This window comes from Rhizobium lusitanum, assembly GCF_014189535.1.
Lineage (GTDB): Bacteria > Pseudomonadota > Alphaproteobacteria > Rhizobiales > Rhizobiaceae > Rhizobium > Rhizobium lusitanum_C.
Map to the genome: position 1 here is coordinate 497,692 of NZ_CP050307.1, position 24,184 is coordinate 521,875.

Genomic DNA, 24,184 nt, shown 5'->3' on the forward strand with positions numbered 1-24,184 from the left:
AAGCGGTCGACGCGGCGACATTTGCCATGCTACTCCGGCTCGCAGAGAGATACCACGACGTCAAGGACAAGACAGATACGATGAGCCGCCTGGATAGTTTCATCCGTCGCCTGACCGCACAGCGCGACATTCTCAACGCCACTGCCGACAAGGTCAAAATGCTCGACGGTCCCGTGCTGGAGCTTGGGCTTGGCAACGGCCGCACGTTCGATCACCTGCGCGAGCTTTTCCCCGACCGCCGGATCGTCGCCTTCGACCGCGCCGCCAACGCTTATGGTCCGTCGATGCCTGAAGCAGGCAATCTGGTACTCGGCGAGATCAAGGACACCGCCCGAGATTTCATCGGCATCGGCGCGTCGCTTGCCCATGCCGATATCGGCACCGGTTATGAGGAAAAGGATGCGGTGACCCTGACCTGGCTGCCCGAGATCATGGTGGGCGTGCTGGCCTCGCGCGGTCTCGCGATCAGCGGTCTCTCGCTCGATCATCCCGATCTCGAGCCATTGCCTTTGCCGCCGGGTGTGAAGGCGGGCCGCTATTTCATCTATCGGCGCCGATAGGCGTCGGAACGTTTCAGCGCTTCCTAGAATCGCTGAAACGTTCCAACTTTTTGTTTTTACGCAATTCCGGGCGGAAAACCGCTTCGCACTTTTCCTGGAATTGCTCTAGCGCAGGAAGAGGACGTCGAACTGCTCGCCCTCGGTCGGCAGGTCGGCGACCTTCATCGGCACGGTACGGTCCTCGAAAAAAGCGAGGCATTCTGTATAGTAGGCAGTGAGATCGGCGATGAAAGCCGTCGTCTGCTCCTTGCCGTAGAAGGCCGGTGTGAACTCCATATAAAGCGGCACCTTGAGGGCCATAAGCGCCCGCATGGATCTGACAGCGACAGGCTCGTAGCCTTCGATATCCATCCAGATCAGCCCGATATCTGCGGCCTCGACGCCAGCCTGACCGAGAATATCGGCGACAGGCCGGACCGGCACGGAAATCTTCTCGTCGTTCGGGCTTTGGCGCAAGGCGCTGCTTTTGCCATGGTTCTTGTGGTTCAGGTAGAAATCGAGCTCCCCATCGCGGTCGCCGGCGGCGCAATTGACGGCGGTCACCAGATCCTGAAAGCCGTTATCGGCGATATTGACCGACAGAAGCCGGAAATTGCGCGGGTCGGGCTCGACGGTGACGATCCGCCGATAGGCGCCGCTGAGCGCGAAGTAGCAGGTCTGCGTGCCGATATTGCCGCCGAGTTCGAGCAGCACGGTTCCCTTGCGCAGCAGGCCGCGCTCGCGCAGCACCGTCAGCAGCCGGTCGACATGGTCACGCTCGAAATGCCCCTTGCGGAACACTTTACGGCCAATGTAGTCGGCCGGCGAAAAGCTCATAAGGTGATCGCCGCAATCCACCGTCATGGTCTTCACGCGGGGGCCGATAGCGCTGATGAGGATATCGCGGCCAAGGCGGGTGTCGAACAGGTGCGTAGCAAGGCGATCCCTGTTCTTTCGGAGGGCGCGCTTCCAGAATTTAGTGGTCAGAATCTTAGTGTCGAACATCGGGCGCCATCCATATACGCCTGAAGGGTCTATGCAAAGCGGGTACTCTCTTCCTTCCGCACGATATAGACGCGTAGAGGTTCGCCACGGCCGCGAACGGCGATCTCGCGGCTTTCGATACCGGCGATATCGACGCCGGAAAGGCTCGCCACCGGTTCGGAAAAGACGAGCGTGCGGTTGAATTCCTTGGCGACGCTTTCGAGACGGCTTGCGACGTTGACCGTATCGCCGATCGCCGTCACGTTCTTGACATTGCCATAGCCCATCGAGCCGACCACCGCCGAGCCAGTATGCAGGCCAATGGCGATTTCGAGCGGAGCTCTCAGGTCGTCGGCGAGTTCCGCGCTCAGCTTGTCGATTTCCCGGACGATCTCGGCAGCCGCTTTCAGCGCCTGACGGTTGGCTTCCTTTGGCGTGGTGCGCAGGCCGAACAGCGCCATGGCGCCGTCACCGATGAACTTGTCCATCCGGCCGCCATTCTCCTCGACGATGCGGCCGACAATGGCAAAATAGCGGTTGAGCAGGAAGACAATGTCGAAGGGCAGGCGTGCCTCGGTGAGCGCCGTGAAGTGGCGCAGGTCGCAAAAGAAGACAACGATCTCGCGCTCGCGGCCCGGACTTGCCGTCTGGCTGTAGACGGGAATGGCCGTTTCCGCCATCGGCGTTAGAAGCGGCACGACACTGATATTTCCCGTCGGGCGCAATTGGCAGGCGAGGCGGACATCCGGCGTGGCGCCGATCCGGTTCAGGGTCTTCTGCTCCAGCCCCTCGGGCGGCGGCAGATTGTCGGCGCCCTCGATAACCTGGACGCGGCAGGTGGAACATTGCCCCTTGCCGCCGCAGACGGAATAATGCGGGATGCCGCCGAGACGGCTCGCTTCGAGTACGGTGAAGCCGCGCGGCGCATGCACGACTTCGCCGCCCGCATAGCGGATCGCCACCTGATATTGCCGTTCGCGCAGTCTTCGATGGGTGCGGAAGGCGAAGAGGCTGAGGATCGACATGCTGAAAGCACCATAAAAGCCGGCGCGATACGGCCACAGGGTAATGCTTACCTGGCTGCCCGGTAAGGAGCCGGTTTCGCCAAGGCTGCGCAAGTCGCTGTAATAACCGCCCCGAAGACCGCGCTCGTCCTCCTGCGCCGCCTCGTGCGATACCACCTTTCCCATGGCTGCAAAACCCAGCAGGGCGAGAACCGGCAGGGTGATGGCGAAGGACAACATGACCGGTGCGATGGCCGTGTACCAGGCGCGATAGCGCAGCCAGAAATGAATGCCGATGCAGCCATGGAGCCAGACGAGTAGCAGCACGATCGACTGACGCAAGCCATTGAGCGGCGAAGTGACCCAGAGGCCGCGAACGATGGCGCGGTAATTGTCGTGATAGCCGTAGATCTCGTGAACAACGCGGGTGGCGATGATGTGGTCGATCAACAGCAGAGGCACCAGCAAGCCGGTAACGATCTGGAAGGCTTCCCCCGCCGGCATGACCAGGGTGCGGCGCTTGTAGAGCATGCGCAGGACGAGGAGGATATGGACGATTAAAGCACCGTAGAAAAGAACGGTGCCAACCGGGTTGCGCCAGACCGCCATGAACCAATGCTGCGCCTCGGTGGCAGCGCTGAGCGAGATCAATCCGAGGGAGTGATTGGCTAGATGCATGATCACGAAAACGAAGATGATCAAACCGGAACCAAGCCGGAATTTGCGCACGAGGCGATCGGATATGATGGGTTTTCTTGCCTCTGTGGTCATCAAATCCAATTTACATTGCCCGTTCACAAGGGAACGGAAAACAGTTATCGCCTAATCATCTAGCTGCAATGCCGCATGCTGTCGAGAATGCGAGCGTTGAAGCTGGGGCCTTAATCGTCACGCAACCCGTCGGAATTCGGGCATTTCCTGTCACATTTCCGCGCGGAACTATCACTTAATCGTCAACTATTGGCCCGCGCCATGAAGATCGCCTTCTACGCCCCTCTGAAATCGCCCAACCATCCCGTTCCGTCTGGTGACCGGCTGATGGCACGGCTGATCATTGCCGCCTTCGAGATGGCTGGGCACAGGGTCGAACTGGCCTCGGAACTGCGCAGTTTCACGCCGACGCCGGAGGCTGGGCCGCGTGCCGAAATCGCCCGGAAAGCGGAGGAGGAAATCGAAAGGCTGCTGGAAAAATGGCGCGGCGAGAGTGCGCCCGACCTCTGGTTTACCTACCATCCCTACTACAAGACGCCCGACATGATCGGTCCCAAGATCGCGGCCAGCCTCGGGATCGCCTATGTCACCGCCGAGGCATCCTATGGCAGGCGGCATGACGACAGCGGCTGGAGCGACAACCAGCGCCTCGTCGCCGACGCCGTGCGGCAGGCGGCCGTCAATCTATGCTTTACAGAGCGCGATCGGATCGGCCTTATCGACGCCATCCCCGAAGGCCGATATGAGCGCTTCCTGCCATTTATCGACGCTGCTCATTTCGAACCTCTGGCCAGCGAGCATGCGCCACATCGGTTGATCACCGTTGCGATGACGCGTCGCGGCGACAAATTCGACAGTTACGTGATGCTTGCCAGAGCACTGGAGCTGATTTCCGATCGGGACTGGACGCTGACCATTATCGGCGATGGACCGATGCGGGCAGAGGTGCGAGCCCTGTTTTCCGGTTTCCAGAGCGACCGCATCACCTGGCTCGGAGAACGCACGGCGCCGGAGATCGCGGAGGAGTTGCGGGCAGGGGGCGTCTATGTCTGGCCCGGTTGCGGCGAGGCCTATGGCCTTGCCTATCTCGAAGCGCAAGCGGCGGGCTTGCCGGTCGTGGCGCAGGCAACCGCCGGTGTGCCGGAAGTGGTGATGAACGGGGTAACGGGAATATTGACGCCTGATGGCGATCTGAAAACCTATGCTGACGCGATCGCACGATTGCTGGGCGACGACGGGGAGCGGCTAGCGATGGCCAAGGCCGCCTATCGCTTCGTTCATGAAGAACGGTCCTTGATTGCGGCCTCGAGACGACTTGAGGCCATTCTGCGGAAACATCTGGGAGACACCTATTATGACCGATAGAGCCGAATGGCAGCCCCTGCGCGATGAATTGCAGCGCTGGGTCGAGGCCGGGCGAAAGGCGACGCTATGGTTTCGCGATGATGATGCCATCGAGCCGACTGCGGCCCTCGATCAGTTACTGACGCTCTCGGATCGTTATGCCGTCCCCATGGCTCTGGCGGTCATTCCCGGCCCCACCGGCGAGCTGCTCGCCGAGCGCCTGGCACGTCAGGAAGCGGTGACTGTCACGGTCCATGGCTGGACGCATCGCAACTATGCGCCGGATGAGGCGAAGAAGCAGGAGCTAGGCCTGCACCGCCCGCAGGCGATTGTGCTCTATGAACTCCGCCAGGGTTTCGACAAGCTCAGAGAGCTCTACCCCCGACAATTCGCGCCGATGCTGGTGCCGCCGTGGAACCGCATCGACAAGGCGCTGCTGCCCGAGCTTGCCCCCTTCGGCTATCGCGCCGTCTCCGTCTACGGTCTGGCGAAACCAAGGCCGATCGCCCTGGTCAATACCCATGTGGACATCATGGACTGGCACGGCACGTACGGGGGGCGTCCACATGGAGAACTGGTGGAGGTTTTGGTTGGCGAGCTCAAAAACCGCTTCGACGGCAATGACGAGCCGATCGGCATTCTGACGCATCATCTCGTCCACGATGCGCTCGCCTGGGATTTCGTCGATACGCTATTTCAGGAAACGGCCGGCCATGCCGCCATCGACTGGCGCCCGGTCGGCGATTTCATGGCTTAAAGCTCGAGGAGTTGGCGGTCGAAAGCGGCAAAGGCGCCGGGGAAGCTTTCGCGCGCATCGCGCTGCATATCGTCCAGGTCCTTGTCCGTGCGCCATTGCGCATGGTGGAAAAGCGCAAGGCGCTTCGCACCCGCCTCTTTCGCCAATTTGACGCCTTCCTGCCAGGTGGAATGTCCGAAGCCCTGATACTTCGACATCTCCGCCTCGGTGTAAGTCGTATCATAGATCGCGAGATCGGCTCCGGCCATCAGTGAAAGGGCGGCTTCGTCCATATGGCCGTTCACATGCTCGGTATCGTAGACCAGCGCGATGATCCGGCCAGCCCATTCGATACGGTAGCCGACGCAACCGCCCGGATGGTTGAGCTTGGCGGTGTGGATGACGATGCCCGGATGTGGCTTCAGCGTGTCGCCGGGCGCAAAATCACGGAAACCCATGGTGGCGCGACAGATATCCGGTTCCACCGGAAACCAGGGCGGACGCATGAACTGGCCGATCAGTTGCCGCGTCGTCGTTTTGCCTGCGAGATGGCCCGACCAGAGATCGACGCTGACCCCGGGATCGTAGATGGCCTTGAAGAAGGGCAAGCCGATCATGTGGTCGTAGTGCGAGTGGGTGAAGAAGACATCGACCGCGTGCACGCCATCTTTGGCGAGCGACAACGCCGCTTCCCGCGCTCCGGTTCCGGCGTCAAAAATAATGCGCCTGCCGTCATGCCGTAACTCGATGCAGGACGTATTCCCGCCGTAACGCTCGAATTCCGGTCCTGATACGGGGATACTTCCCCGCACACCCCAGAATCTAAGCTCGAAACTATCGTTTTTCATAGAAGTTTTGACACCATTCCCCTTTCCGTCAACGTAAGCACACTTTTCCTACCGTGCGAAGCCAGCAATTTTCACAAAAGTCATACTTCTGCGAAAACAAAATCCCGTCGCTTCATGAGAGCGAGTGCTCGGCTGACGTTCAACAAAAGATCGCACTGATCTAATATAGGTACGCAGTGGCGGAATAGATAATCTTTCGAGAACCAAGTATGGCCTCGAAGAAAAGAGCATCATGTGCTTGAAAAAACGATCACAGGGTCGCGGCCGACCGGGCTGCCTGTTCGTAATAACCCGACAGCGTCCTCAGATGCGATGCGATCCCGGAAAGATCGTCCTGCGACAAGCCAGAGACCTTGGTCGCCTCTACCAACAATCGCTCGCGGATCTCGGAATAGCGCGTCAGTGCCTCCAGGCCCTTGTCGGTCACCTGGATCAGCTTTTCCTTGCCGCTCTTGCCGGTCTTGACGAGGCCGGCAGCCCCCAGCTTCTTCACGGCATAATTGGCGACATGCGTGTCTTCAATGTCGAGCACGAGGCAGAGATCGGAGAGCGTCTTCGGCCGGTCCCTGTGCCGAACGGAATGAATGATCAGTATCTCGATCGGCGAGAGGCCGGGCGCGCCGGCGGCTGCCATGCAGCGTACCATCCAGCGATTGAACGCGTGCGAAAACAGGATCGATCCGTATTCGAGTTCGGAGAGGGCCGGAGAGGTGCCGACCGCCAGATGGGCGGACGACACGATCAGGTCACGCGGAGATTTTGCTTCCTTCGACTTGTCCAAAGAGCGCTCCTATCTCTCTTTCTTGCCGTAGCCGCCGCCGGTCGGCGTGACCACGGTAAAGGCCTCGCCCGTATCGAGCACCGTATGGGCGGAGCCGATCAACTCCTCGATCTCGCCGTCATTGCGCCGGACATAGTTGCGCCCGGTCTGACCCGGCTCGCCGCCCTTGACGCCGAAGGGCGCGATGCGGCGATGGCCTGACAGCACGGCGAATTCCAGTTTTTCGCGGGTGCGGATGGTGCGCTGTGTACCGTTGCCGGCGTTCCATTTGCCGCGTCCGCCGGAGTTCGGTCGGATATGGAAATCTTCCAGCACCACAGGGAAGCGGGTCTCGAGGATTTCCGGGTCGGTCAGACGCGAATTGGTCATGTGGGTGTGAACCGCATCGGCGCCGCTGAAGCCGGGGCCGGCGGGAGCGCCGGAGCAGATCGTCTCGTAATATTGGTAGACTTCATTGCCGAAGGTGAGGTTGTTCATAGTCCCTTGCGCGGCGGCAAGCGTGCCGACCGCGCCGAACAGGCAGTTGGTGACGGCCTGGCTGACTTCGACATTGCCGGCAACGACGGCGGCTGGATATTTCGGTGTCAGCATCGTGCCTTCCGGAATGACGATGCGGACCGGCCGCAGGCACCCGGCGTTCATCGGGATATCGGCCTCGACCAGAACGCGGAAGACATAGAGCACGGCGGCGCGGGTCACCGGCTGCGGCGCGTTGAAATTGTCGGCGCGTTGCTCGGACGTGCCGGTAAAATCCACCGTCGCCTCGCGCTTGTCCCGGTCGATCGAAATCTTGACGACGATCTTGCAGCCCTGATCCATCTCATAGCTGAATTCGCCATCGGGCAGGCGGTCGAGAACGCGGCGCACACTTTCGGCGGCGTTGTCCTGGACATGGCCCATATAGGCATCGACCACGTCTTCGCCGAAGTGGACGATCATCTTCTTCAGTTCGGCGACGCCCTTCTCATTAGCGGCGACCTGCGCTTTCAGATCGTTGACGTTCTGCGCCAGCTGCCGCACGGGATAGCGCGCGCCAAGCAAGAGCGACGACAATTCCTCCTCGCGGAAACGGCCACGGTCGAGCAGCTTGAAATTGTCGATATAAACGCCTTCCTCCTCGATATGGGTGGCAAGCGGTGACATCGAGCCCGGCGAGATGCCGCCGATATCGGCGTGATGGCCACGGCTGGCGACCCAGAAGCGGATCTCCTTGCCGGCATCGTCGAAGACCGGCGTGCAGACGGTGAGGTCGGGCAGGTGCGTGCCGCCGTTGTAAGGCGCATTGATCAGGAAGACGTCGCCGGGGTGGATGACCGGGTTCTCACGGATGGCGGTCGCGACCGAGGCGTCCATGGAACCGAGATGCACCGGCATATGCGGCGCGTTGGCAACGAGATTGCCCTCGGCGTCGAAGACGGCGCAGGAGAAGTCCAGCCGCTCCTTGATGTTGACGGAATAGGCAGTGTTTTGCAGCGTCACGCCCATCTGTTCGGCGATCGACATGAAGAGATTGTTGAAGATCTCCAGCATCACCGGATCGGCCCTGGTGCCGATGGCGGTGCGCTGCGGCAGCGCCTTGATACGGGTGAGAACGACGTGGTCCTTCGCCGTCAGCTTCGCCTGCCAGCCGTCTTCGATGACGATGGTCTGGTTCGGCTCGATGATGATGGCCGGTCCGGTGACGGTTTGGCCGGGCAAGATCGCCTCGCGCAGCACGACGGCGGCGTCATGGCTCTCCCCCTGGGAGTGGAAGGCGGTGTGGCGAGCCGCATCGGCTTCGCCCTTGCCCGCTTCTTTCCGTTCGAGATCGATCTCTGCCACGGCACCCCCGATGGTCTCGACTTCGACAGCCTCGACCACCAGCGGCTTATCCTCGGCGATGAAACCGAAGCGTCGCTTATGTAGCACTTCGAACTCGCTGCGCAGTCGCGTGGGATGATCGAGTTCGGGGAAGGTCACTTCGACCGTCAGCATCGTATCCGTGCCAGCATAGCGGATATGGGCGCGCAGGACGGTGCGGATGTCGGCCGTCGCTACGCCTTGCGTTTCCAGCTCAGGCAGGCATTCGCCCTGCAGCTCCTTGCCGAGCGCTGCGATGGCGGCAGGTGCAGCTGCATCGAGTGGCACGCCGAGCGCCTTCTGGCGTGTCGCCCTGATATCGGCGAGGCCCATGCCATAGGCGGAAAGCAGGCCCGACATCGGGTGCAGAAGGATGCTTTTCATGCCCAGCGCATCGGCGACCAGGCAGGCATGCTGCCCGCCCGCACCACCAAAGCAGTTGAGGGCATAGCGTGTCACGTCATAGCCGCGCTGCACTGAAATCTTTTTGATCGCCTCGACCATGTTGGCGACGGCAATGCGAATGAAGCCGTCCGCCACCTCTTCCGGGCTGCGGCCGTCACCGATCCTGGCTGCAAGGTCGGCGAACTTGCCACGTACCGTCTCGACATCCAGCGGCCGATCCTGGTTCGGGCCGAAGATGGCCGGGAAGAATTCCGGCAGGAGCTTGCCAGTCATGACATTGCCGTCGGTGACGGCCAGTGGGCCGCCATTGCGGTAACAAGCTGGGCCGGGAAAGGCGCCGGCGGAATCCGGGCCGACGCGGAAACGGTCGCCATCGAAATGCAGGATCGAGCCGCCACCGGCGGCGACCGTATGGATCAGCATCATCGGCGCGCGGACGCGGACACCGGCGACTTCCGTTTCGAAAGCGCGCTCATATTCGCCGTCGAAATGCGCCACGTCTGTCGATGTCCCCCCCCATGTCGAAACCGATGACATTGGCGAAGCCGGCCTGTTCTCCGGTCTTGGCAAGGCCGACCACGCCGCCGGCAGGGCCGGAGAGAATGGCATCCTTGCCCTGGAACATATCGGCGGCCGTCAATCCGCCCGAGGACATCATGAACATGACGCGCGCGCCCGTGCGGGCGATATCGAGTTCGTCGGAAACCTGACCGATGTAACGGCCGAGCACAGGCGAGAGATAGGCATCGACCACGGTCGTATCGCCACGACCGACCAGCTTGATCAGCGGCGAAACCTCATGGCTGACGGAGACTTGTTCGAAGCCGATAGTGCGGGCGATCCTGGCAACGGCCGCCTCATGGGCGGGGAATTTATAGGCATGCATGAAGACGATCGCGACGGCTCGGTAGCCCTTGGCGCGCAGGTCCCGCAGGGCGGCCTCTGTCACCTGCTCGTCGAGGGCAAGTTCTACCGTGCCGTCCGCCAGCACACGCTCATCAAGCTCCACGACATCGTCATAGAGTGCTTCGGGCTTGATGATCTCGGTCGCGAAGATCTTCTTGCGCTCCTGATAGCCGATGCGCAGTGCGTCGCGGAAGCCCTTGGTGGTCACCAGCGCCAGCCGCTCGCCCTTGCGCTCCAGAAGCGCGTTGGTGGCGACCGTCGTGCCCATGCGCACCTCGCCGATCAGACCGGCGGGGATCGGCTCGCCGTTTGCCAGACCCAGATGCAGGCGAATGCCATAGACGGCAGCATCGCGATAGGCCTCGGGATTTTCCGACAGGACCTTGCGGGCGTGCAATTCTCCCGAGGGGTCACGCCCGACGATATCGGTGAAAGTGCCGCCACGATCGATCCAGAAATCCCAATGACCCGCTACGCTGCCTGACAAGACCGCCTCCATCAAAACCGCTAAAATGCTTACTGATAAAATATCGATAAATCGTCGATGTTTTATCGTCAACAGTTAGTTTTGACCAAGGTGCGTTTGACGGCGCAATCCTGTGCGGATGAGGAGGGTCACAAAAGCGGGTGGACGATAATGCGTGCGGGATTGCCTAGCGCTGAATTCAGGCTGGAGAAGTTGCCCCGAGCCGCTTCACGTTCCCGATCAATTCCCGCGCCGATCGAAGTGACGCAGCGGTTGCCATCACCATCTGTGGCATTAACAGCCATTCCAGCGTCCAGGCGGCGCCCGAGCGCTCCTGTTCGTGCACTAGCGATTGATGAATGCCGGAGAGCTGAACGGCGTTGAAGCGGGCGAGCGTGACCAGCGTCTCGGCGGCAACCGGGTTCTGCTTGTGTGGCATGGCCGAGGAGCCGCCGCTGCCGGTAAGTTCGATTTCGTCACCGGCCTGCGCGAGGAGGGCGATGTCCTGGCCGATCTTGCCGAGGCTGCCTGAAATCAGCGAGAGCAGGCCGGCAAGCTCGGCTATCCTTGCCCGCTGGCTCTGCCATTGCGGCTCGTCCGTCAGATCAAGCTCCTGCGCCAGCGACGTCCTGATGTCGGCGGCTTTCGGTCCAAGCTTTTCCAGTGTGCCGACCGCGCCGCCGAACTGGAGGGGAAAGGTCTCCTGCGTTAGCCGATCGCGATATTTGTCGAGCGGATCGCGCCAGGCGCGCAACCGGTCGGAGACCGTCATCGGAATGGCGGCCTGCATGCGGGTACGGCCCATTAGCCGGTTCTCGCCACATTGCCTGTCGAGTTTTTCGAGCCCGGCCGTGATGGCGTAAAGACGACCGGTGAACAGGAAAGCGACCGCCTTGAGGCGGATCATCAGGCTGGTATCGATGACATCCTGGCTGGTGGCGCCGAAATGCACATGCTGCGCAGCATCGCCGCCCACCGCCTTGCGCAACTGCTTGACGAGATCGGGAATGACGACGCCATCCGTGGCCGTCGCGGATTTCAGGCTGGCGATGTCGGGCTGGAACGTGCCGCAGACCTCGGCGATCCGTTGCGCCGCCTCCTGCGGAATGACGCCATGCCGCGCCTCGGCTTTGGCGAGCGCTGCCTCGAAAGCGAGCATGGCGCGGATATCGGCTTCCACTGAAAAATAAGCGGAAATCTCCTCGTCACCGAGGAGGCCGGAGAGAAACGGGTGGTCGAAGGCGGAAATGCTCATGGTCTATATATCGAGGAAAACCGTTTCCTTGTCGCCCTGCAAATGCACGTCGAGTGTATAGACCGATCCCTCCTGGCTGGCGATCAGGGTGGCGACACGCTGGCGATGCTCAATGCGGGCGAGCAGAGGATCCTCGGCATTGGCCTTGGCTTCATCCGGGAAATACAGGCGCGTATGCAAGCCGATATTGATGCCGCGCGCCACGATCCAGAGCGTGATATGCGGTGCCATCTTGCGCCCGTCCTTATAGGGAGCGCGGCCGGGCTTCACCGTCTCGAAGGAGAAGACGCCGTCTTCGGCGCTGGTCGGGCAGCGGCCCCAACCGGTGAAATTGGGATCGGCCGCGCCACGCATTTCCGAAGGGCTGTTGTAGAGCCCGGCACTGTCGGCCTGCCAGATCTCGACGACAGCATCCTTCACCAAAGTATCGGCGCCGTCGAAAATCCGGCCCTTGACCGTGATGCGCTCACCAAGCGTCTTGTCATTGACCATGGATGTGCCGAGATCGACGTCATAGACGCCGCCAATGTCGCAAAAGTTCGGCGTCAGGCCGATATGGACATAGGGGCCGGCTGTCTGCGACGGCGTTTCCTTGAGGTAGCCGAGTTCCTGCACCATCAGTTGCCCTCCAGTCGGTTTTCGAACAGCGTCGAGCGGCGTCCGCGCAGTACGATGTCGAATTTATAGGCGCGCGCGTCCATCGGGATCGTATTGCCCCAGTCGAGCGGCGCGATCAGTTGCTCGATCGCTTTTTTGTCGGGGATCGTGCCGACGATCGGACATTTCCAGATCATCGGATCGCCCTCGAAATACATTTGTGTGATCAGTCGCTGCGCGAAGCCATGGCCGAAGACAGAGAAGTGAATATGTGCCGGCCGCCAGTCGTTGACGCCGTTCGGCCAGGGATAGGCACCTGGCCGAACCGTGCGGAAGGCATAATGGCCGTCCTCGTCGGTGATGGCGCGACCGCAACCGCCGAAATTCGGATCGAGGGCGGCAAGATAGGTCTCCTTCTTGTGGCGATAACGCCCGCCGGCATTGGCCTGCCAGAATTCGAGCAGAGCGCCCGGAACTGGCCGGTTGCGCTCATCCAGCACGCGCCCATGCACGATGATGCGTTCGCCGATGGCACTTTCGCCTGATTTGGCGAAGTTGTGGATCAGGTCGTTATCGTGCTCGCCGAGAATGGAGTGCCCAAAGACCGGACCGGTGATTTCGGAGATCGTGCTGTCCAGCGACAGGAGCGCCCGTTGCGGCGAGCGCAGCACCGAGGTCTTGTAGCCCGGCGTCAAGGCTGGCGCATGCCAGGCGCGGTCGCGGGCGAAAAAGGCGCCGGTTTCGGGCCTGCTATTGCTTTTGTCAGACATCTTTGCCTCGCTTCAAGCCGCCTTCTCGGCGTCCATCTGTTCGAAAACCTTCTTGGCGATCTTGATCGCGTGATTGGCGGCCGGCACGCCGGCATAGATTGCCACATGCAGCAGCGCTTCGCTGACATCGTCGCGTGTCGCGCCGGTATTGGCAGTCGCGCGGACATGCATCGCCACCTCGTCGTCCTGGCCGAGCGCCGCCAGCAACGCGATCGTGACGATCGAGCGCTCGCGCTTGCTGAGCGCCGGACGCGACCAGACATGGCCCCAGGCGGCTTCGGTGATCAGCTCCTGGAACGGCTGGTCGAACTCGGTCGATGCCGATTGGGCGCGGTCGACATGGCTGTCGCCGAGAACGGCGCGCCGCGTCGCCATGCCCTGGCGGTAGCGCTCGGACGGGGCGTTGGGTTCATTCATGGGGCTTTTCTCCATGCAAGGCGAAATCGATGAAGGCGCGGATGACGGCGGTCAGCGCCTCGGGCTGTTCGACGCAAGGGATATGACCCGCGTCCTTGATCACCTCATAGCGCGCGTTCGGAATGAGCTTGGCGGTCGACAACACCAGGTCCGGCGGTGTCGAGCCGTCTTGATCGCCGACGATGCAGATGGTCGGCACCGCGATCTTCTTCGCTGCATCGGTAAAATCGGCATCGCGCAGCGCAGCGCAGGTCGCCGCGTAGCCAGCCGCCGGCTGGCGGGTCAGCATGTTGGAATAGCCGGCGAAGGCGGTGTTTTCCGGGCGGCGGAAAGCCGGCGTGAACCAGCGCTCCATCACCGTGTCGACAATCGATTCGATGCCATGCGCTTCGACCTGCGCGATGCGGGCATTCCAGCTGTCGGCGGTGCCGATCTTGTGAGCCGTGTCGCAGAGGATGAGCGCCCGCACCAGATCCGGCCGGCGCTGATAGAGCGACTGGGCGATCAGCCCGCCAACGGAAAGGCCGCAAATGATGGCATTCTTCACATTGAGCAGATCAAGCAGCCCGGCGAGATCTGTGGCATGATCCTCGATGGCATAGGGCACCTGGCCGATATCGGAGAGGCCATGGCCGCGCTTGTCGTAGAGAACGATGGCGAAATCGCCGGCGAGCCGCACAATGACGTCGCGCCAGATACGGAAGTCCGTGCCGAGCGAATTGGCAAAGACAAGCACCGGCTTGTCACCGGCAGCGCCGATGATCTGATAGTGGATCGTGACGTCGTTGATACGGGCGAACTGCACTGGAAATCTCCTCGACAGCGAGATTGTAGGTTTAATTTGGTTAAGTAAAATGATATTTTATGGCTTTCCGATAACCAAAAGGTTATTATCGGCATGATCGACACGCGCGTCAAATTCCGCCATCTCCAGACTTTTGTCGAGGTCGCGCGACAGAAAAGCGTGGTCAAGGCAGCTGGGCTCCTGCATGTCAGCCAGCCGGCGGTGACCAAGACCATCCGTGAATTGGAGGAGGCGCTGGGCGTTGCGGTGTTCGAGCGCGACGGGCGCGGCATCAAGATCACCCGCTACGGCGAAGTCTTCTTGCGTCATGCGGGGGCGGCGCTGACGGCACTGAGGCAGGGCATCGATTCCGTTTCGCAGGAGCGATCCGGCGAAGCGCCACCGGTCCGGATTGGCGCGCTGCCGACGGTGTCGACGCGGATCATGCCGCGGGCGATGGAACTGTTCCTGAAGGAAGAGACCTGGAGCCGCATCAAGATCGTCACCGGCGAGAATGCCGTTCTTCTCGAGCAGCTCCGCGTTGGCGACCTCGATCTCGTCGTCGGACGCCTGAGCAGTGCTGACAAGATGACGGGCTTCTCCTTCGAACACCTTTATTCCGAACAGGTCGTCTTCGTGGTGCGGGCAGGGCATCCGTTGCTGAAGGGCAGACAATCGCTGTTTTCCAATCTCGGCAAATACACGATCCTGATGCCCTCGCGCGGCTCGATCATCCGGCCCTCTGTCGAGAGCTTCCTGATCGCCAACGGCGTTGCCAGCCTGCCAAGCCAGATCGAGACGGTATCGGACTCTTTTGGCCGCGCCTTCGTTCGCTCCAGCGACGCCGTCTGGATCATTTCGACCGGCGTCGTCGCCGGCGACGTCGAGGATGGTCTGCTCAGTCTGCTACCGATCGACACCAGCGAGACGAAGGGGCCGGTTGGGCTGACCATGCGTACTGACGCCATCCCCAGCATGCCCTTGTCGATCCTGATGCAGACGATCCGTGAGGCGGCCGACGAGGTTGCGAAGAAGCGTTAAGCCGCTTCAATCTCAATAGGGCAAGCCGACATAATTTTCCGCAAGGGCTGTCGAGGCAGCGCGGGAACGCGTGAGATAGTCCAGTTCCGCCTCCTGGATCTTCTGGTCGAAATCGCCGGTATCGGGAAAGCGATGCATCATCGTCGTCATCCACCAGGAAAAGCGCACCGCCTTCCAGACGCGAGCAAGCGCATGAGCGGAATAGGCGTCCAGGCCGGCGTTGGAGCGTTCCTGATAGTGTTCGGCAAGGCCCGAGAAGAGATAGTAGACATCGCTTGCCGCAAGGTTCAAGCCCTTGGCGCCCGTCGGTGGAACGATATGGGCGGCATCGCCGACGAGGAACAGGCGTCCGAAGCGCATGGGCTCGGCGACAAAGGAGCGCAGCGGCGCGATCGACTTCTCGAATGACGGCGCGGTGATTAGGGCCTCGGCATGGTGTGCGGGCAGGCGGTGGCGCAGTTCGTCCCAGAAGCGGTCGTCGCTCCAGTTCTCTATCTTCTCATCCAGCGGGCACTGGATGTAATAGCGGCTGCGTGTCATCGACCGCATCGAGCAGAGCGCAAAGCCGCGCGGATGGTTGGCATAGATCAATTCATGATTGACGGGCGGGGCGTCGGCGAGCAGGCCGAGCCAGCCGAAGGGATAGATCTTCTCGAAGCTTCGGATCGATTTTTCCGGAACCGATTTGCGGCTGACGCCATGAAAGCCGTCGCAACCGGCGATGAAATCGCAGTCGATGCGGTGGGTGACGCCGCCCTTCTCATAAGTAAGATAGGGTGCGGCCATGTCGAAATCATGCGGGCAAACATTGGCGGCGTCATAGATCGTCAGTCCCCCGCTTTGTTCGCGGCGTGCCATCAGATCACGGGTCAGTTCTGTCTGGCCATAGACCATGACGCGCTTGCCGCCGGTCAGTCCATGAAGATCGATACGGTGATCACGGCCGTCGAAAGCCAGCGAAAAACCGTCATGCGGTAGGCCTTCGGCGTGCAGCCGCGCAGCGGACTTGGCCTTGTCCATCAGCCAGACCGTGCCTTCCTCCAGCACGCCGGCGCGCACGCGGCCGAGGATATAGTCCTTGCCGACGCGGTCGAGAATGACGTTGTCGATGCCTGCTTCCGTCAGCAATTGGCCAAGCAGCAGACCGGATGGACCCGAACCGATAATGGCAACCTGAGTACGCATGGTCTCCTCCCGCGCTTCGTCTTTCGTCGAATTTTGCGCGGGAAAGAGGGTGGTAACAATGGACATTTTACCCGAAAAATTGCACAAATCGAACATGGCGAAGGGAGAGAGCCATGTCGAGACCTGTGCCAACCTATGAGCTCTATGGTGAAAATACCGGCCGGAAGCCTGATTTCTGGCTGCATTGCGAAACCATACCCTCGCGTAGCAGTCTGCATCATTGGGAAATCCGGCCACATCGCCACGAGAGTTTCTTTCAGATCTTGTACATAGACGCCGGCTCGGGCGACGCGGTCTTCGACGGCGAAAGCCATGCGATCATGCCGCCCACCGTCATCACTGTGCCTCCGCGCCTCAACCACGGCTTCCGCTTTTCCCGCGATATAGACGGCTTCGTCATCACCGTGCTGATCTCGCACCTCAAGACCTCACCCGGCGACCGCAGCCGGCTCGGCGAATGGCTGGCCAAGCCGCACCTGACGCGGCTCGATATGGAGAATGAGGATGCGACGTATGTCGCTGGGACACTGAGGCGCCTCGGTAGCGAATTCGCCAACCGGCGTGGTGGCCGCAACGATCTGCTCGAAGCCTATCTGACATCGTCGCTGCTTCTGACCGCCCGGCTGTCTCAGCGGGAGGGCGAAGGGCAGGGCGCTTCCGACGAAAGCGAGCGGCGGATGGAAATACTGTATGGCCTGATCCAGCGACATTTCCGCTCGCATAAGCCGGCAGCCTTCTACGCAGAAGCACTCGGCATCTCGCCAACGCATCTGAACCGCATCGTGCGCGGAAAAACCGGCTATGGCGCACATGAACTGATCGCCCGCAAACTGATCGATGAAGCCAGGCGCGAATTGGTCTTCACCTTCGGTTCGGTGCAGGAGATCGGCTATCGCCTGGGTTTTGCCGATCCCGCCTATTTCTCACGTTTCTTCCTGAAGCAGACCGGCGAGACGCCGCGCGCCTGGCGCATTGCCGAGCGGGATAGGCTTGGGGTGTAGGGTTTCTCAGCGCAAAACCAATCGCAACGCCTTTTGCGTCTCCCGCAATAGCGGCAGAAACCGTTCGGCCATTTCGGCGGCGGCGACATAGGCGGCTGGGGCGCCGATGTTGATGGCCGCGACCGTCTGGCCGCGATCGTTCTCCACGGGAACAGCGATGGAGCAAAGGCCGATTTCCAGTTCCTGGTCGATGACGGCGTAGCCCCTCAGCCCGCACCCGACGAAACTCGGCCATCAGCTCATCCGGGTCCGTCTTTGTATTCGGCGTATTTGCCTTGAGTTCCGTTCGGGCCAGAACGGCGCGCGCTTCGTTCTCCGACAAGGAAGCAAGCAGGACGCGGCCCATGGAGGCGCAGAAGGCGGGCAGGCGGCTGCCCGGCGTCAGATTGATCGACATCACCCGGCGCTGCGACGCCCGGGCGATATAGACGACCTCTGTGCCATCGAGCACCGAGGCCGAGGCATTGTGGCCGGCCTGTTCTGCAAGTTGATCGAGATAGGGCTGGATGATCGTCGGCAGCGGCGTGGCGGCGAGATAGGCATGGCCAAGCCGCAGGATCTTCGGCGTCAGCGTGAAGAATTTCCCGTCATAGTCGGCATAGCCAAGCTCGGCCAGCGTCAGCAGCGAGCGGCGCACCGTGGCACGGTCGAGCCCAGTCAGCTTCGACGCTTCGGCAATCGACAGGCGCTGCTGGGTCTCGCCGAAAGCCTCGATGACCTTCAGGCCCCTGGCAAAGCCGCTGACGAAATCCGTTTCGCGCATTGCATCCTCCGATCACGCATCTGAATTTGTGCGATATATGAACAAAAATAAAATAACGCACAAATTAATTGCCGTCCAGCCCATGCTGATCTATTTCGAAGGGAGAGGACGGGCCGTCTTTATCCGCCCGCAATGGCTAACGGGAGTTTCCGCATGGACAAGACAATTGCGAGTACGGCGGCTGCCGTCTCGGATATCGGCGACGGCGCGACCGTCATGATCGGCGGTTTCGGCGGCTCCGGTGCGCCGATCGAGCTCATCCATGCGCTGATCGACAAGGGCCCCAAGAACCTGACCGTCATCAACAACAATGCCGGCAACGGGCGTATTGGCATCGCGGCGATGATTGATGCGGGCATGGTCAAGAAAATGATCTGCTCTTTCCCGCGCTCATCCGATCCACGCGCCTTCACGGACCGCTATCTGGCGGGCGAAATCGAGCTGGAACTGGTGCCACAGGGTACTCTGGCCGAACGCATTCGCGCCGGCGGTGCCGGCATCCCGGCCTTCTACACGCCAACCGCCTACGGCACCGAGCTTGCAAACGGCAAGGTCGTCGCCGAATTCGATGGCCGCAACTATGTCCAGGAGCGCTGGCTCAAGGCCGATTTCGCCATCGTCAAAGCCCAGGTCGGCGATGAACATGGCAACCTCATCTACAACAAGGCCGGCCGCAATTTTAATCCGCTGATGTGCATGGCTGCCGCCAAGACGATTGCACAAGTCTCGAAAATCGTCGCGGCCGGGGGGCTCGACCCCGAGCATATCGTTACCCCCGGCATCTTCGTCAACGGCGTCGTCGAAGTCGCCGATCCGCAACAGGAAGAAACTCTCATTCGAGCCGGAGTGGCATACGCATGACCATCGACACACGCGACGACATCAAGCTCTCCAACGCCCAGATCGCCTGGCGTGCGGCTCAGGATATCGAAGACGGCGCCTATGTGAATCTCGGCATCGGCTTTCCGGAAATGGTCGCCCGCTACCAGCCTCCGGGACGCCAGGCGATCTTCCACACGGAAAACGGCATCCTGGATTTCGGCGAGCCGCCGGCGGAGGGTGAAGAAGATTGGGACCTGATTAACGCCGGCAAGAAGGCCGTTACGCTGAAGCCCGGCGCTGCCTTCTTCCACCACGCCGATAGCTTTGCCATGGTGCGCGGTGGCCATCTGGATGTGGCGATCCTCGGGGCCTATCAGGTGGCGCAAAATGGTGACCTCGCCAACTGGCGCGTCGGCTCCCGGGGGGTGCCGGCCGTTGGTGGCGCCATGGATCTGGTGCACGGCGCCAAGCAGGTTTTCGTCATCACCGAACATGTGACGAAGGACGGAAAGCCGAAACTGGTCGACGCCTGTACCTTCCCGCTCACCGGCGTTGGCTGCATCACCCGCGTCTATACGAGCCATGCCGTCATCGATATCGCCGATGGAGGTTTCGTCGTGCGTGAAAAGCTAGCTGCCATGACCATGGATGAGCTGCAGGCGATGACCGGCGCTCCGCTCCATGCCAACGGCTCCGTTGCTGACCTTGTCGTGCCGGCGCTCTAGGGAGAAGACCATGACCGAAGCCTTCATCTGTGACTATATCCGCACGCCCATCGGCCGCTTCGGCGGTTCGCTTTCCTCCGTGCGCGCCGACGATCTCGGTGCGGTGCCCTTGAAGGCACTCATCGAGCGCAACGGTTCCGTCGATTGGGAAGCCGTCGACGACGTGATCTATGGCTGCGCCAACCAGGCAGGCGAGGACAACCGCAACGTCGCGCGCATGTCGCTTCTGCTCGCCGGCTTTCCCATTTCCGTTTCGGGCACGACAATCAACCGTCTTTGCGGCTCCGGCATGGATGCCGTCATCACCGTTGCGCGCGCCATCCGCGCGGGCGAAGCCGAACTGATGATCGCCGGCGGTGTCGAGAGCATGTCGCGTGCACCCTTCGTTATTCCCAAGGCCGAGAGCGCCTTTTCGCGCAACGCCGAGATCTACGACACCACCATCGGCTGGCGTTTCATCAATCCTCTGATGAAGAAGCAATATGGCGTCGATTCCATGCCGGAGACCGGCGAGAACGTTGCCGAGGACTATAAGGTCAGCCGCGAGGATCAGGACGCCTTCGCCGTTCGCTCGCAGGCCAAGGCCGCCGCCGCCCAGGAGAATGGCCGCCTCGCCAAGGAGATTACACCGGTCACGATCCCACAGCGCCAGGGCGATGCCATCGTGGTTGGCAAGGACGAGCATCCGCGCGCCACAACAGTCGAAACATTGGCGAAGCTGGGCACGCCCTTCAAGAAGGAAGGGGGCACTGTGACTGCCGGTAACGCTTCGGGCGTCAATGATGGTGCCGCTGCGCTGATCATCGCTTCGGAAGCGGCGGTGAAGAAATATGGTCTGACGCCGATCGCCCGCATCCTCGGCGGCGCTGCCGCCGGCGTGCCGCCGCGTGTGATGGGCATCGGCCCGGTGCCGGCGTCGCGCAAGCTGATGGCCCGTCTCGGTATGCGCCAGGAACAGTTCGACGTCATCGAGCTCAACGAAGCCTTTGCCTCGCAGGGGCTGGCCGTTTTGCGCGAACTCGGCATTGCCGGCGACGATGCCCGCGTCAACCGCAACGGCGGCGCCATCGCGCTCGGCCATCCGCTCGGCATGTCAGGCGCCCGTATCACCGGCACGGCGGCGCTGGAGCTGAAGGAAACCGGCGGGCGCTACTCGCTGTCGACCATGTGCATCGGCGTCGGGCAGGGCATCGCCATCGCGCTCGAGCGGGTCTGACCCCTTCACGATGAATTGACGGCGGTCCTGTAGCGCGCAAAATCGCGTGGCACCGCGCGCAAGATCAGATGGCAACAGAAATCTATTATTTGAGAGGCCTTTAAACGTCCAAAAAAGTGGCGTAATCCAGTTGCCCGCCTGCTTCCCTATTTTGGCGAAAACACGACTCTCGTCATTTGCGGCGATGCATCCACAATGCCACCGGCCCCAGCCTTCATTTCAACGCGAATACGGCTTCCGATAGCAACAGGCAGAGCATCGGTTTCAGCGCTCACGCTGACCTCGTCTCCAAACGTGGAGCCGAACGCGACTTCCTTGAAGCCGCCACCGCCGTCGACCATGATCCTCAGGTCACAGCCGCCTTGCTGCGAGGCCTTGAGATGAACGCGGCTCTCGATATCGACCTCGGTCACGCCGGCCGGGACAGTGAATTCTCCTGGCTGATCGGACGGTTTGAAATCGATCCCTAAACCTGCGGCGTTCTGATCAGGCACGAACGGCACGACTTGCCACTTGCCGGCGCCGGCTTGTGTCTGTCCGTCAACAGAGCCGATCGTGGAAAGCTCGGTGTCGAAAGCCTCCCAGGTGATCCGCTTGTGCAAAGGGCTATTGGTGAAGCGATACATCTCCGACACGGTCGATTTGCCCTTTAAGTCCCTCTCGGGTCGATTCTTCGAGATCACGATATCTTCGGCACCACTGACCCCGTTATCGGCGATATCGAGAAAGATCGTCCTTTCGCTTGCGAGATTGTCTGAAATATTGCTGTTGCGGATCGAACCCACCGCCTTGATGGCGGTCTTTGTGACCTTCGATCTATCCATGCCGCTGTAGAACTTGTTGCGTGCGATGGTCGCAGCCGGGCACGTTCCTATGAAGATGTCGGTTTGATCAGACCCGGCCTTGACGTCCTTGCGCCCGTAGAGAAGGTTATCGACCACGTTGACTTGACTGTAACCCTCGACGTGAATTGCTTCGTAGCAGGCGTTGATATGCGTCAGCGCCACCTCGATATGAGGAAGCCCCACGGGCGCGGCCTGAAAATACACACCATGACCGACCCGAACGAACGAGCCGCCGTGAAGTCTGAAGCCTTCCAGACTGGTAGCGCCATCTGACCGGCATGCGTAAGCCAGATTGTACATGTAAGTGTCGGTCATCGTGACATCGTTTGCCGCAGCGAGCACCAATCCCTCGCCCTGCGGATCGGTATCGGCAAGCCCGTTGAACCAGCATCCGATGATCTGGCCGGTGCCTTTGTTCCGGATCTCAAGCCCGCGAGCAAAGAAATTCTTATCACCTAACGAATTGGAGCCAAACCCGACATCGTCGATGGCGAAGCCTTTCCCGACCGCAGCCTTTGCCCATTCTAGCTTGAGCGCCGTCCCCTGGTTCTCCCGCTGCGGCAGGAACGATATCCCCTTAAAGGAATACTGAGAGCCAGGCGCGCCGTTTAGGGAGATCCCAACGCCGTCACAGCGAATCGCGGTGGAGGCCATCCCTTCGCCAGATATGGCGACACGCACGACGTCCTGAGAGGAAACGTCGATTGGCGCATCGAGATCGTGCGGCGCTCCTCCCGGCAATTGGATGTTGATACCTGATCCAGCCGCTTCTCTAACGGCGTTTTCAAGCTTGGCCCTGAATGACCCCCCCTGAAAATCCAGCACCGACCAGCTTGTTTTCTGGTCGGTGCGAACGGAAGGGGCGACCAGTGAATTATCTTGGCCAAAGGCCCTCGATGCCACCACCGAAAGAGCCAAGCCCTGAATGAACATTCTCCGCTTCATCGCCACTATCCTTATGCAGCCGAACTAAGATCAGCTTACGAAGCTAGGGCGACTTATCGGAAATTGTATGTCCGTCACTGCCTGAAGTTGATTTGCGTGGTGGCAAGGCTCCGATTGAACGCCCGCTCTACTTCCAAGGCCTCTATAGCAAGCGCCGCCCGCTCCTGCGATGCTACCTGCTCATCGATCTTTCCTTTGCGCATCACGAAATAGAATTCGGATCCGTTGTTGGTATGGAACCGCTCTTCGACCAGATCAATCAGGCCGAGCGCCCCCAAATCGAACATGATGAGCCTGAAAGATTCCGGGGTGAAGCACCAAGCGTGGGTATCGACATATTTCGTTGAATTGAGAGCGTTCGAAACGAGCTTCTTAGCCTCGGCAAAGTTATGGATATGATCGATTGGAGCTTCTTCCCGAGGCCCCCAAAGGTTTCTCTTCCCGCGAGACGATGCATTGATCTTCGTATCAAAGAGCGCGCCGACGTGTCTCGTTCGGCCGAGAAGATGAGCGTCGATGACGTTGCCGGTGGACGTCAGTGGGCGAAGTGCGTCGAATACATGCCGCTTGTCTGGCACGATCAGATAGAGGCTCGACCCGTCATGCATCAGACGAGAGCAATCCTTGAGGAACCCGATCATATCCGGAGTGTGCTCAATCAGATGGGCACCAACGATGCAATCGAAGGTTCCGTGAACATCGGCCAGAGTGCTGCCGAGAATATCGACGTCCTCGATGAGGTTGATGTTCGCCGAGTGGCCTTTGTACTTCTCTCGAAGCTGCTCCTTGGTGAGGTGGTCAAAAACGACCGTCTTGTATCCGTCCGCCTTGGGCACGATGGGGTTATAGGATGGCCCAATCTCCAAGCAAACCTTGTCCTTCTGGATCGCGTTTCTGATTGTATCTCGATAGCCCACTTATGTTTCCACCCGTTAATAAAGATTGCCACAATATGCGTTGCGGCAATCTTTGAGGCAAGGCGACTTTTGGGCAATCGTATCTAAAGTTGCACGCCGGCTCCCCGAAGCCATGCAGCTATCGAGGACTAAGGCCGCGACTAAGATGAAGCTTCCAAGGCAGCGACAGCATTCCGGAGTTCAGCCAAAGCGCCAGTCATGATGCCATAGGCTGCTGTCGGATCATCGTTATTGATGAATTCAGTCATACCGGGATAGGCAAGAATTGCGTTTGCGGCTTCCAACAATTTCTCTTCCGGCGTCGTTTCGGTTGTCTGTTCAGTTGTCATAGATTGCTC

21 protein-coding genes and 2 pseudogenes are annotated in these 24,184 nt (G+C 60.6%); 8 read left to right on the forward strand and 15 right to left on the reverse strand.

The window, feature by feature from the left end:
* Positions 1 to 80: 80 nt before the first annotated feature.
* On the forward strand, positions 81 to 560 hold the full coding sequence (locus HB780_RS05240) for a class I SAM-dependent methyltransferase (protein WP_183689615.1): 480 nt from the start codon (positions 81 to 83) through the stop codon (positions 558 to 560).
* Positions 561 to 665: 105 nt separating this feature from the next.
* Here HB780_RS05240 and HB780_RS05245 read toward each other — a convergent pair whose 3' ends face one another.
* Entirely contained in the window at positions 666 to 1,544 is an 879-nt protein-coding gene (locus HB780_RS05245) for an FkbM family methyltransferase (RefSeq protein ID WP_183688989.1), read from the reverse strand.
* 29 nt (positions 1,545 to 1,573) lie between these two features.
* Positions 1,574 to 3,298 (reverse strand): adenylate/guanylate cyclase domain-containing protein, encoded by a 1,725-nt coding sequence (locus HB780_RS05250; protein WP_183688990.1) that lies wholly within the window; start codon positions 3,296 to 3,298, stop codon positions 1,574 to 1,576.
* Positions 3,299 to 3,499: 201 nt separating this feature from the next.
* Here HB780_RS05250 and HB780_RS05255 point away from each other — a divergent pair, with 201 nt between their 5' ends.
* On the forward strand, positions 3,500 to 4,603 hold the full coding sequence (locus tag HB780_RS05255; protein ID WP_183688991.1) for a glycosyltransferase family 4 protein: 1,104 nt from the start codon (positions 3,500 to 3,502) through the stop codon (positions 4,601 to 4,603).
* Positions 4,593 to 5,339 (forward strand): polysaccharide deacetylase family protein, encoded by a 747-nt coding sequence (locus tag HB780_RS05260; RefSeq protein WP_183688992.1) that lies wholly within the window; start codon positions 4,593 to 4,595, stop codon positions 5,337 to 5,339. Before HB780_RS05255 ends, HB780_RS05260 begins: the two co-directional genes overlap by 11 nt.
* Here the strand turns inward: HB780_RS05260 and HB780_RS05265 are convergent.
* The 8 genes and pseudogenes from HB780_RS05265 to pcaD form a co-directional block, all read right to left on the reverse strand.
* The gene (locus tag HB780_RS05265) at positions 5,336 to 6,166 is read right to left on the reverse strand and encodes an MBL fold metallo-hydrolase (RefSeq protein ID WP_183688993.1); all 831 of its coding nucleotides are present in this window, start codon (positions 6,164 to 6,166) and stop codon (positions 5,336 to 5,338) included. The two genes, HB780_RS05260 and HB780_RS05265, sit on opposite strands and share 4 nt — an antisense overlap.
* 250 nt (positions 6,167 to 6,416) lie before the next feature.
* The gene (locus HB780_RS05270) at positions 6,417 to 6,947 is read right to left on the reverse strand and encodes a winged helix DNA-binding protein (RefSeq protein WP_183688994.1); all 531 of its coding nucleotides are present in this window, start codon (positions 6,945 to 6,947) and stop codon (positions 6,417 to 6,419) included.
* A gap of 9 nt (positions 6,948 to 6,956) precedes the next feature.
* A pseudogene (locus HB780_RS05275) lies at positions 6,957 to 10,596 on the reverse strand (hydantoinase B/oxoprolinase family protein).
* A 166-nt stretch (positions 10,597 to 10,762) separates the two neighbouring features.
* Complete coding sequence (locus tag HB780_RS05280; protein WP_183688995.1) at positions 10,763 to 11,818, reverse strand: 3-carboxy-cis,cis-muconate cycloisomerase; 1,056 nt, start codon at positions 11,816 to 11,818, stop codon at positions 10,763 to 10,765.
* 3 nt (positions 11,819 to 11,821) lie between these two features.
* On the reverse strand, positions 11,822 to 12,433 hold the full coding sequence (pcaG, locus tag HB780_RS05285; protein WP_183689616.1) for a protocatechuate 3,4-dioxygenase subunit alpha: 612 nt from the start codon (positions 12,431 to 12,433) through the stop codon (positions 11,822 to 11,824).
* A gap of 2 nt (positions 12,434 to 12,435) precedes the next feature.
* Complete coding sequence (gene pcaH / locus HB780_RS05290; RefSeq protein WP_183688996.1) at positions 12,436 to 13,185, reverse strand: protocatechuate 3,4-dioxygenase subunit beta; 750 nt, start codon at positions 13,183 to 13,185, stop codon at positions 12,436 to 12,438.
* A 12-nt stretch (positions 13,186 to 13,197) separates the two neighbouring features.
* Positions 13,198 to 13,602 (reverse strand): 4-carboxymuconolactone decarboxylase, encoded by a 405-nt coding sequence (gene pcaC, locus HB780_RS05295; RefSeq protein ID WP_183688997.1) that lies wholly within the window; start codon positions 13,600 to 13,602, stop codon positions 13,198 to 13,200.
* Positions 13,595 to 14,407: a 3-oxoadipate enol-lactonase gene (pcaD, locus tag HB780_RS05300; RefSeq protein WP_183688998.1), complete on the reverse strand. Its 813-nt coding sequence runs from the start codon at positions 14,405 to 14,407 to the stop codon at positions 13,595 to 13,597. Before pcaD ends, pcaC begins: the two co-directional genes overlap by 8 nt.
* Before the next feature lie 93 nt (positions 14,408 to 14,500).
* Between pcaD and pcaQ the strand changes: the two genes are divergently transcribed.
* Positions 14,501 to 15,427, forward strand: coding sequence for a pca operon transcription factor PcaQ (gene pcaQ, locus HB780_RS05305; protein WP_183688999.1), 927 nt, complete (start codon positions 14,501 to 14,503; stop codon positions 15,425 to 15,427).
* 12 nt (positions 15,428 to 15,439) lie between these two features.
* On the opposite strand, the gene pobA is transcribed toward pcaQ, so the two are convergent.
* On the reverse strand, positions 15,440 to 16,612 hold the full coding sequence (gene pobA / locus HB780_RS05310; RefSeq protein ID WP_183689000.1) for a 4-hydroxybenzoate 3-monooxygenase: 1,173 nt from the start codon (positions 16,610 to 16,612) through the stop codon (positions 15,440 to 15,442).
* A gap of 113 nt (positions 16,613 to 16,725) precedes the next feature.
* Between pobA and HB780_RS05315 the strand changes: the two genes are divergently transcribed.
* The gene (locus tag HB780_RS05315) at positions 16,726 to 17,613 is read left to right on the forward strand and encodes a helix-turn-helix domain-containing protein (RefSeq protein WP_183689001.1); all 888 of its coding nucleotides are present in this window, start codon (positions 16,726 to 16,728) and stop codon (positions 17,611 to 17,613) included.
* Between the two features lie 6 nt (positions 17,614 to 17,619).
* Here HB780_RS05315 and HB780_RS05320 read toward each other — a convergent pair.
* Positions 17,620 to 18,376: pseudogene (locus HB780_RS05320) on the reverse strand (IclR family transcriptional regulator domain-containing protein).
* A gap of 153 nt (positions 18,377 to 18,529) precedes the next feature.
* Between HB780_RS05320 and HB780_RS05325 the strand changes: the two are divergent.
* From HB780_RS05325 to pcaF, 3 genes are read left to right on the forward strand one after another with little or no spacing between them, the layout of a single operon-like run.
* Positions 18,530 to 19,237, forward strand: a complete 708-nt coding sequence (locus HB780_RS05325; protein WP_183689002.1) for a 3-oxoacid CoA-transferase subunit A — start codon at positions 18,530 to 18,532, stop codon at positions 19,235 to 19,237.
* Positions 19,234 to 19,923: a CoA transferase subunit B gene (locus HB780_RS05330; RefSeq protein WP_183689003.1), complete on the forward strand. Its 690-nt coding sequence runs from the start codon at positions 19,234 to 19,236 to the stop codon at positions 19,921 to 19,923. The genes HB780_RS05325 and HB780_RS05330 overlap by 4 nt, the downstream gene beginning before the upstream one ends.
* A gap of 10 nt (positions 19,924 to 19,933) precedes the next feature.
* Positions 19,934 to 21,139 (forward strand): 3-oxoadipyl-CoA thiolase, encoded by a 1,206-nt coding sequence (pcaF, locus tag HB780_RS05335; RefSeq protein WP_183689004.1) that lies wholly within the window; start codon positions 19,934 to 19,936, stop codon positions 21,137 to 21,139.
* Between the two features lie 146 nt (positions 21,140 to 21,285).
* Here the strand turns inward: pcaF and HB780_RS05340 are convergent, their stop codons facing one another.
* From HB780_RS05340 to HB780_RS05350, 3 genes are all read right to left on the reverse strand, one after another.
* On the reverse strand, positions 21,286 to 22,917 hold the full coding sequence (locus HB780_RS05340) for a hypothetical protein (protein ID WP_183689005.1): 1,632 nt from the start codon (positions 22,915 to 22,917) through the stop codon (positions 21,286 to 21,288).
* An 86-nt stretch (positions 22,918 to 23,003) separates the two neighbouring features.
* Positions 23,004 to 23,765, reverse strand: a complete 762-nt coding sequence (locus tag HB780_RS05345; protein WP_286202972.1) for a class I SAM-dependent methyltransferase — start codon at positions 23,763 to 23,765, stop codon at positions 23,004 to 23,006.
* A gap of 221 nt (positions 23,766 to 23,986) precedes the next feature.
* Positions 23,987 to 24,175, reverse strand: a complete 189-nt coding sequence (locus HB780_RS05350) for a hypothetical protein (RefSeq protein WP_183689007.1) — start codon at positions 24,173 to 24,175, stop codon at positions 23,987 to 23,989.
* Positions 24,176 to 24,184 lie beyond the last annotated feature (9 nt).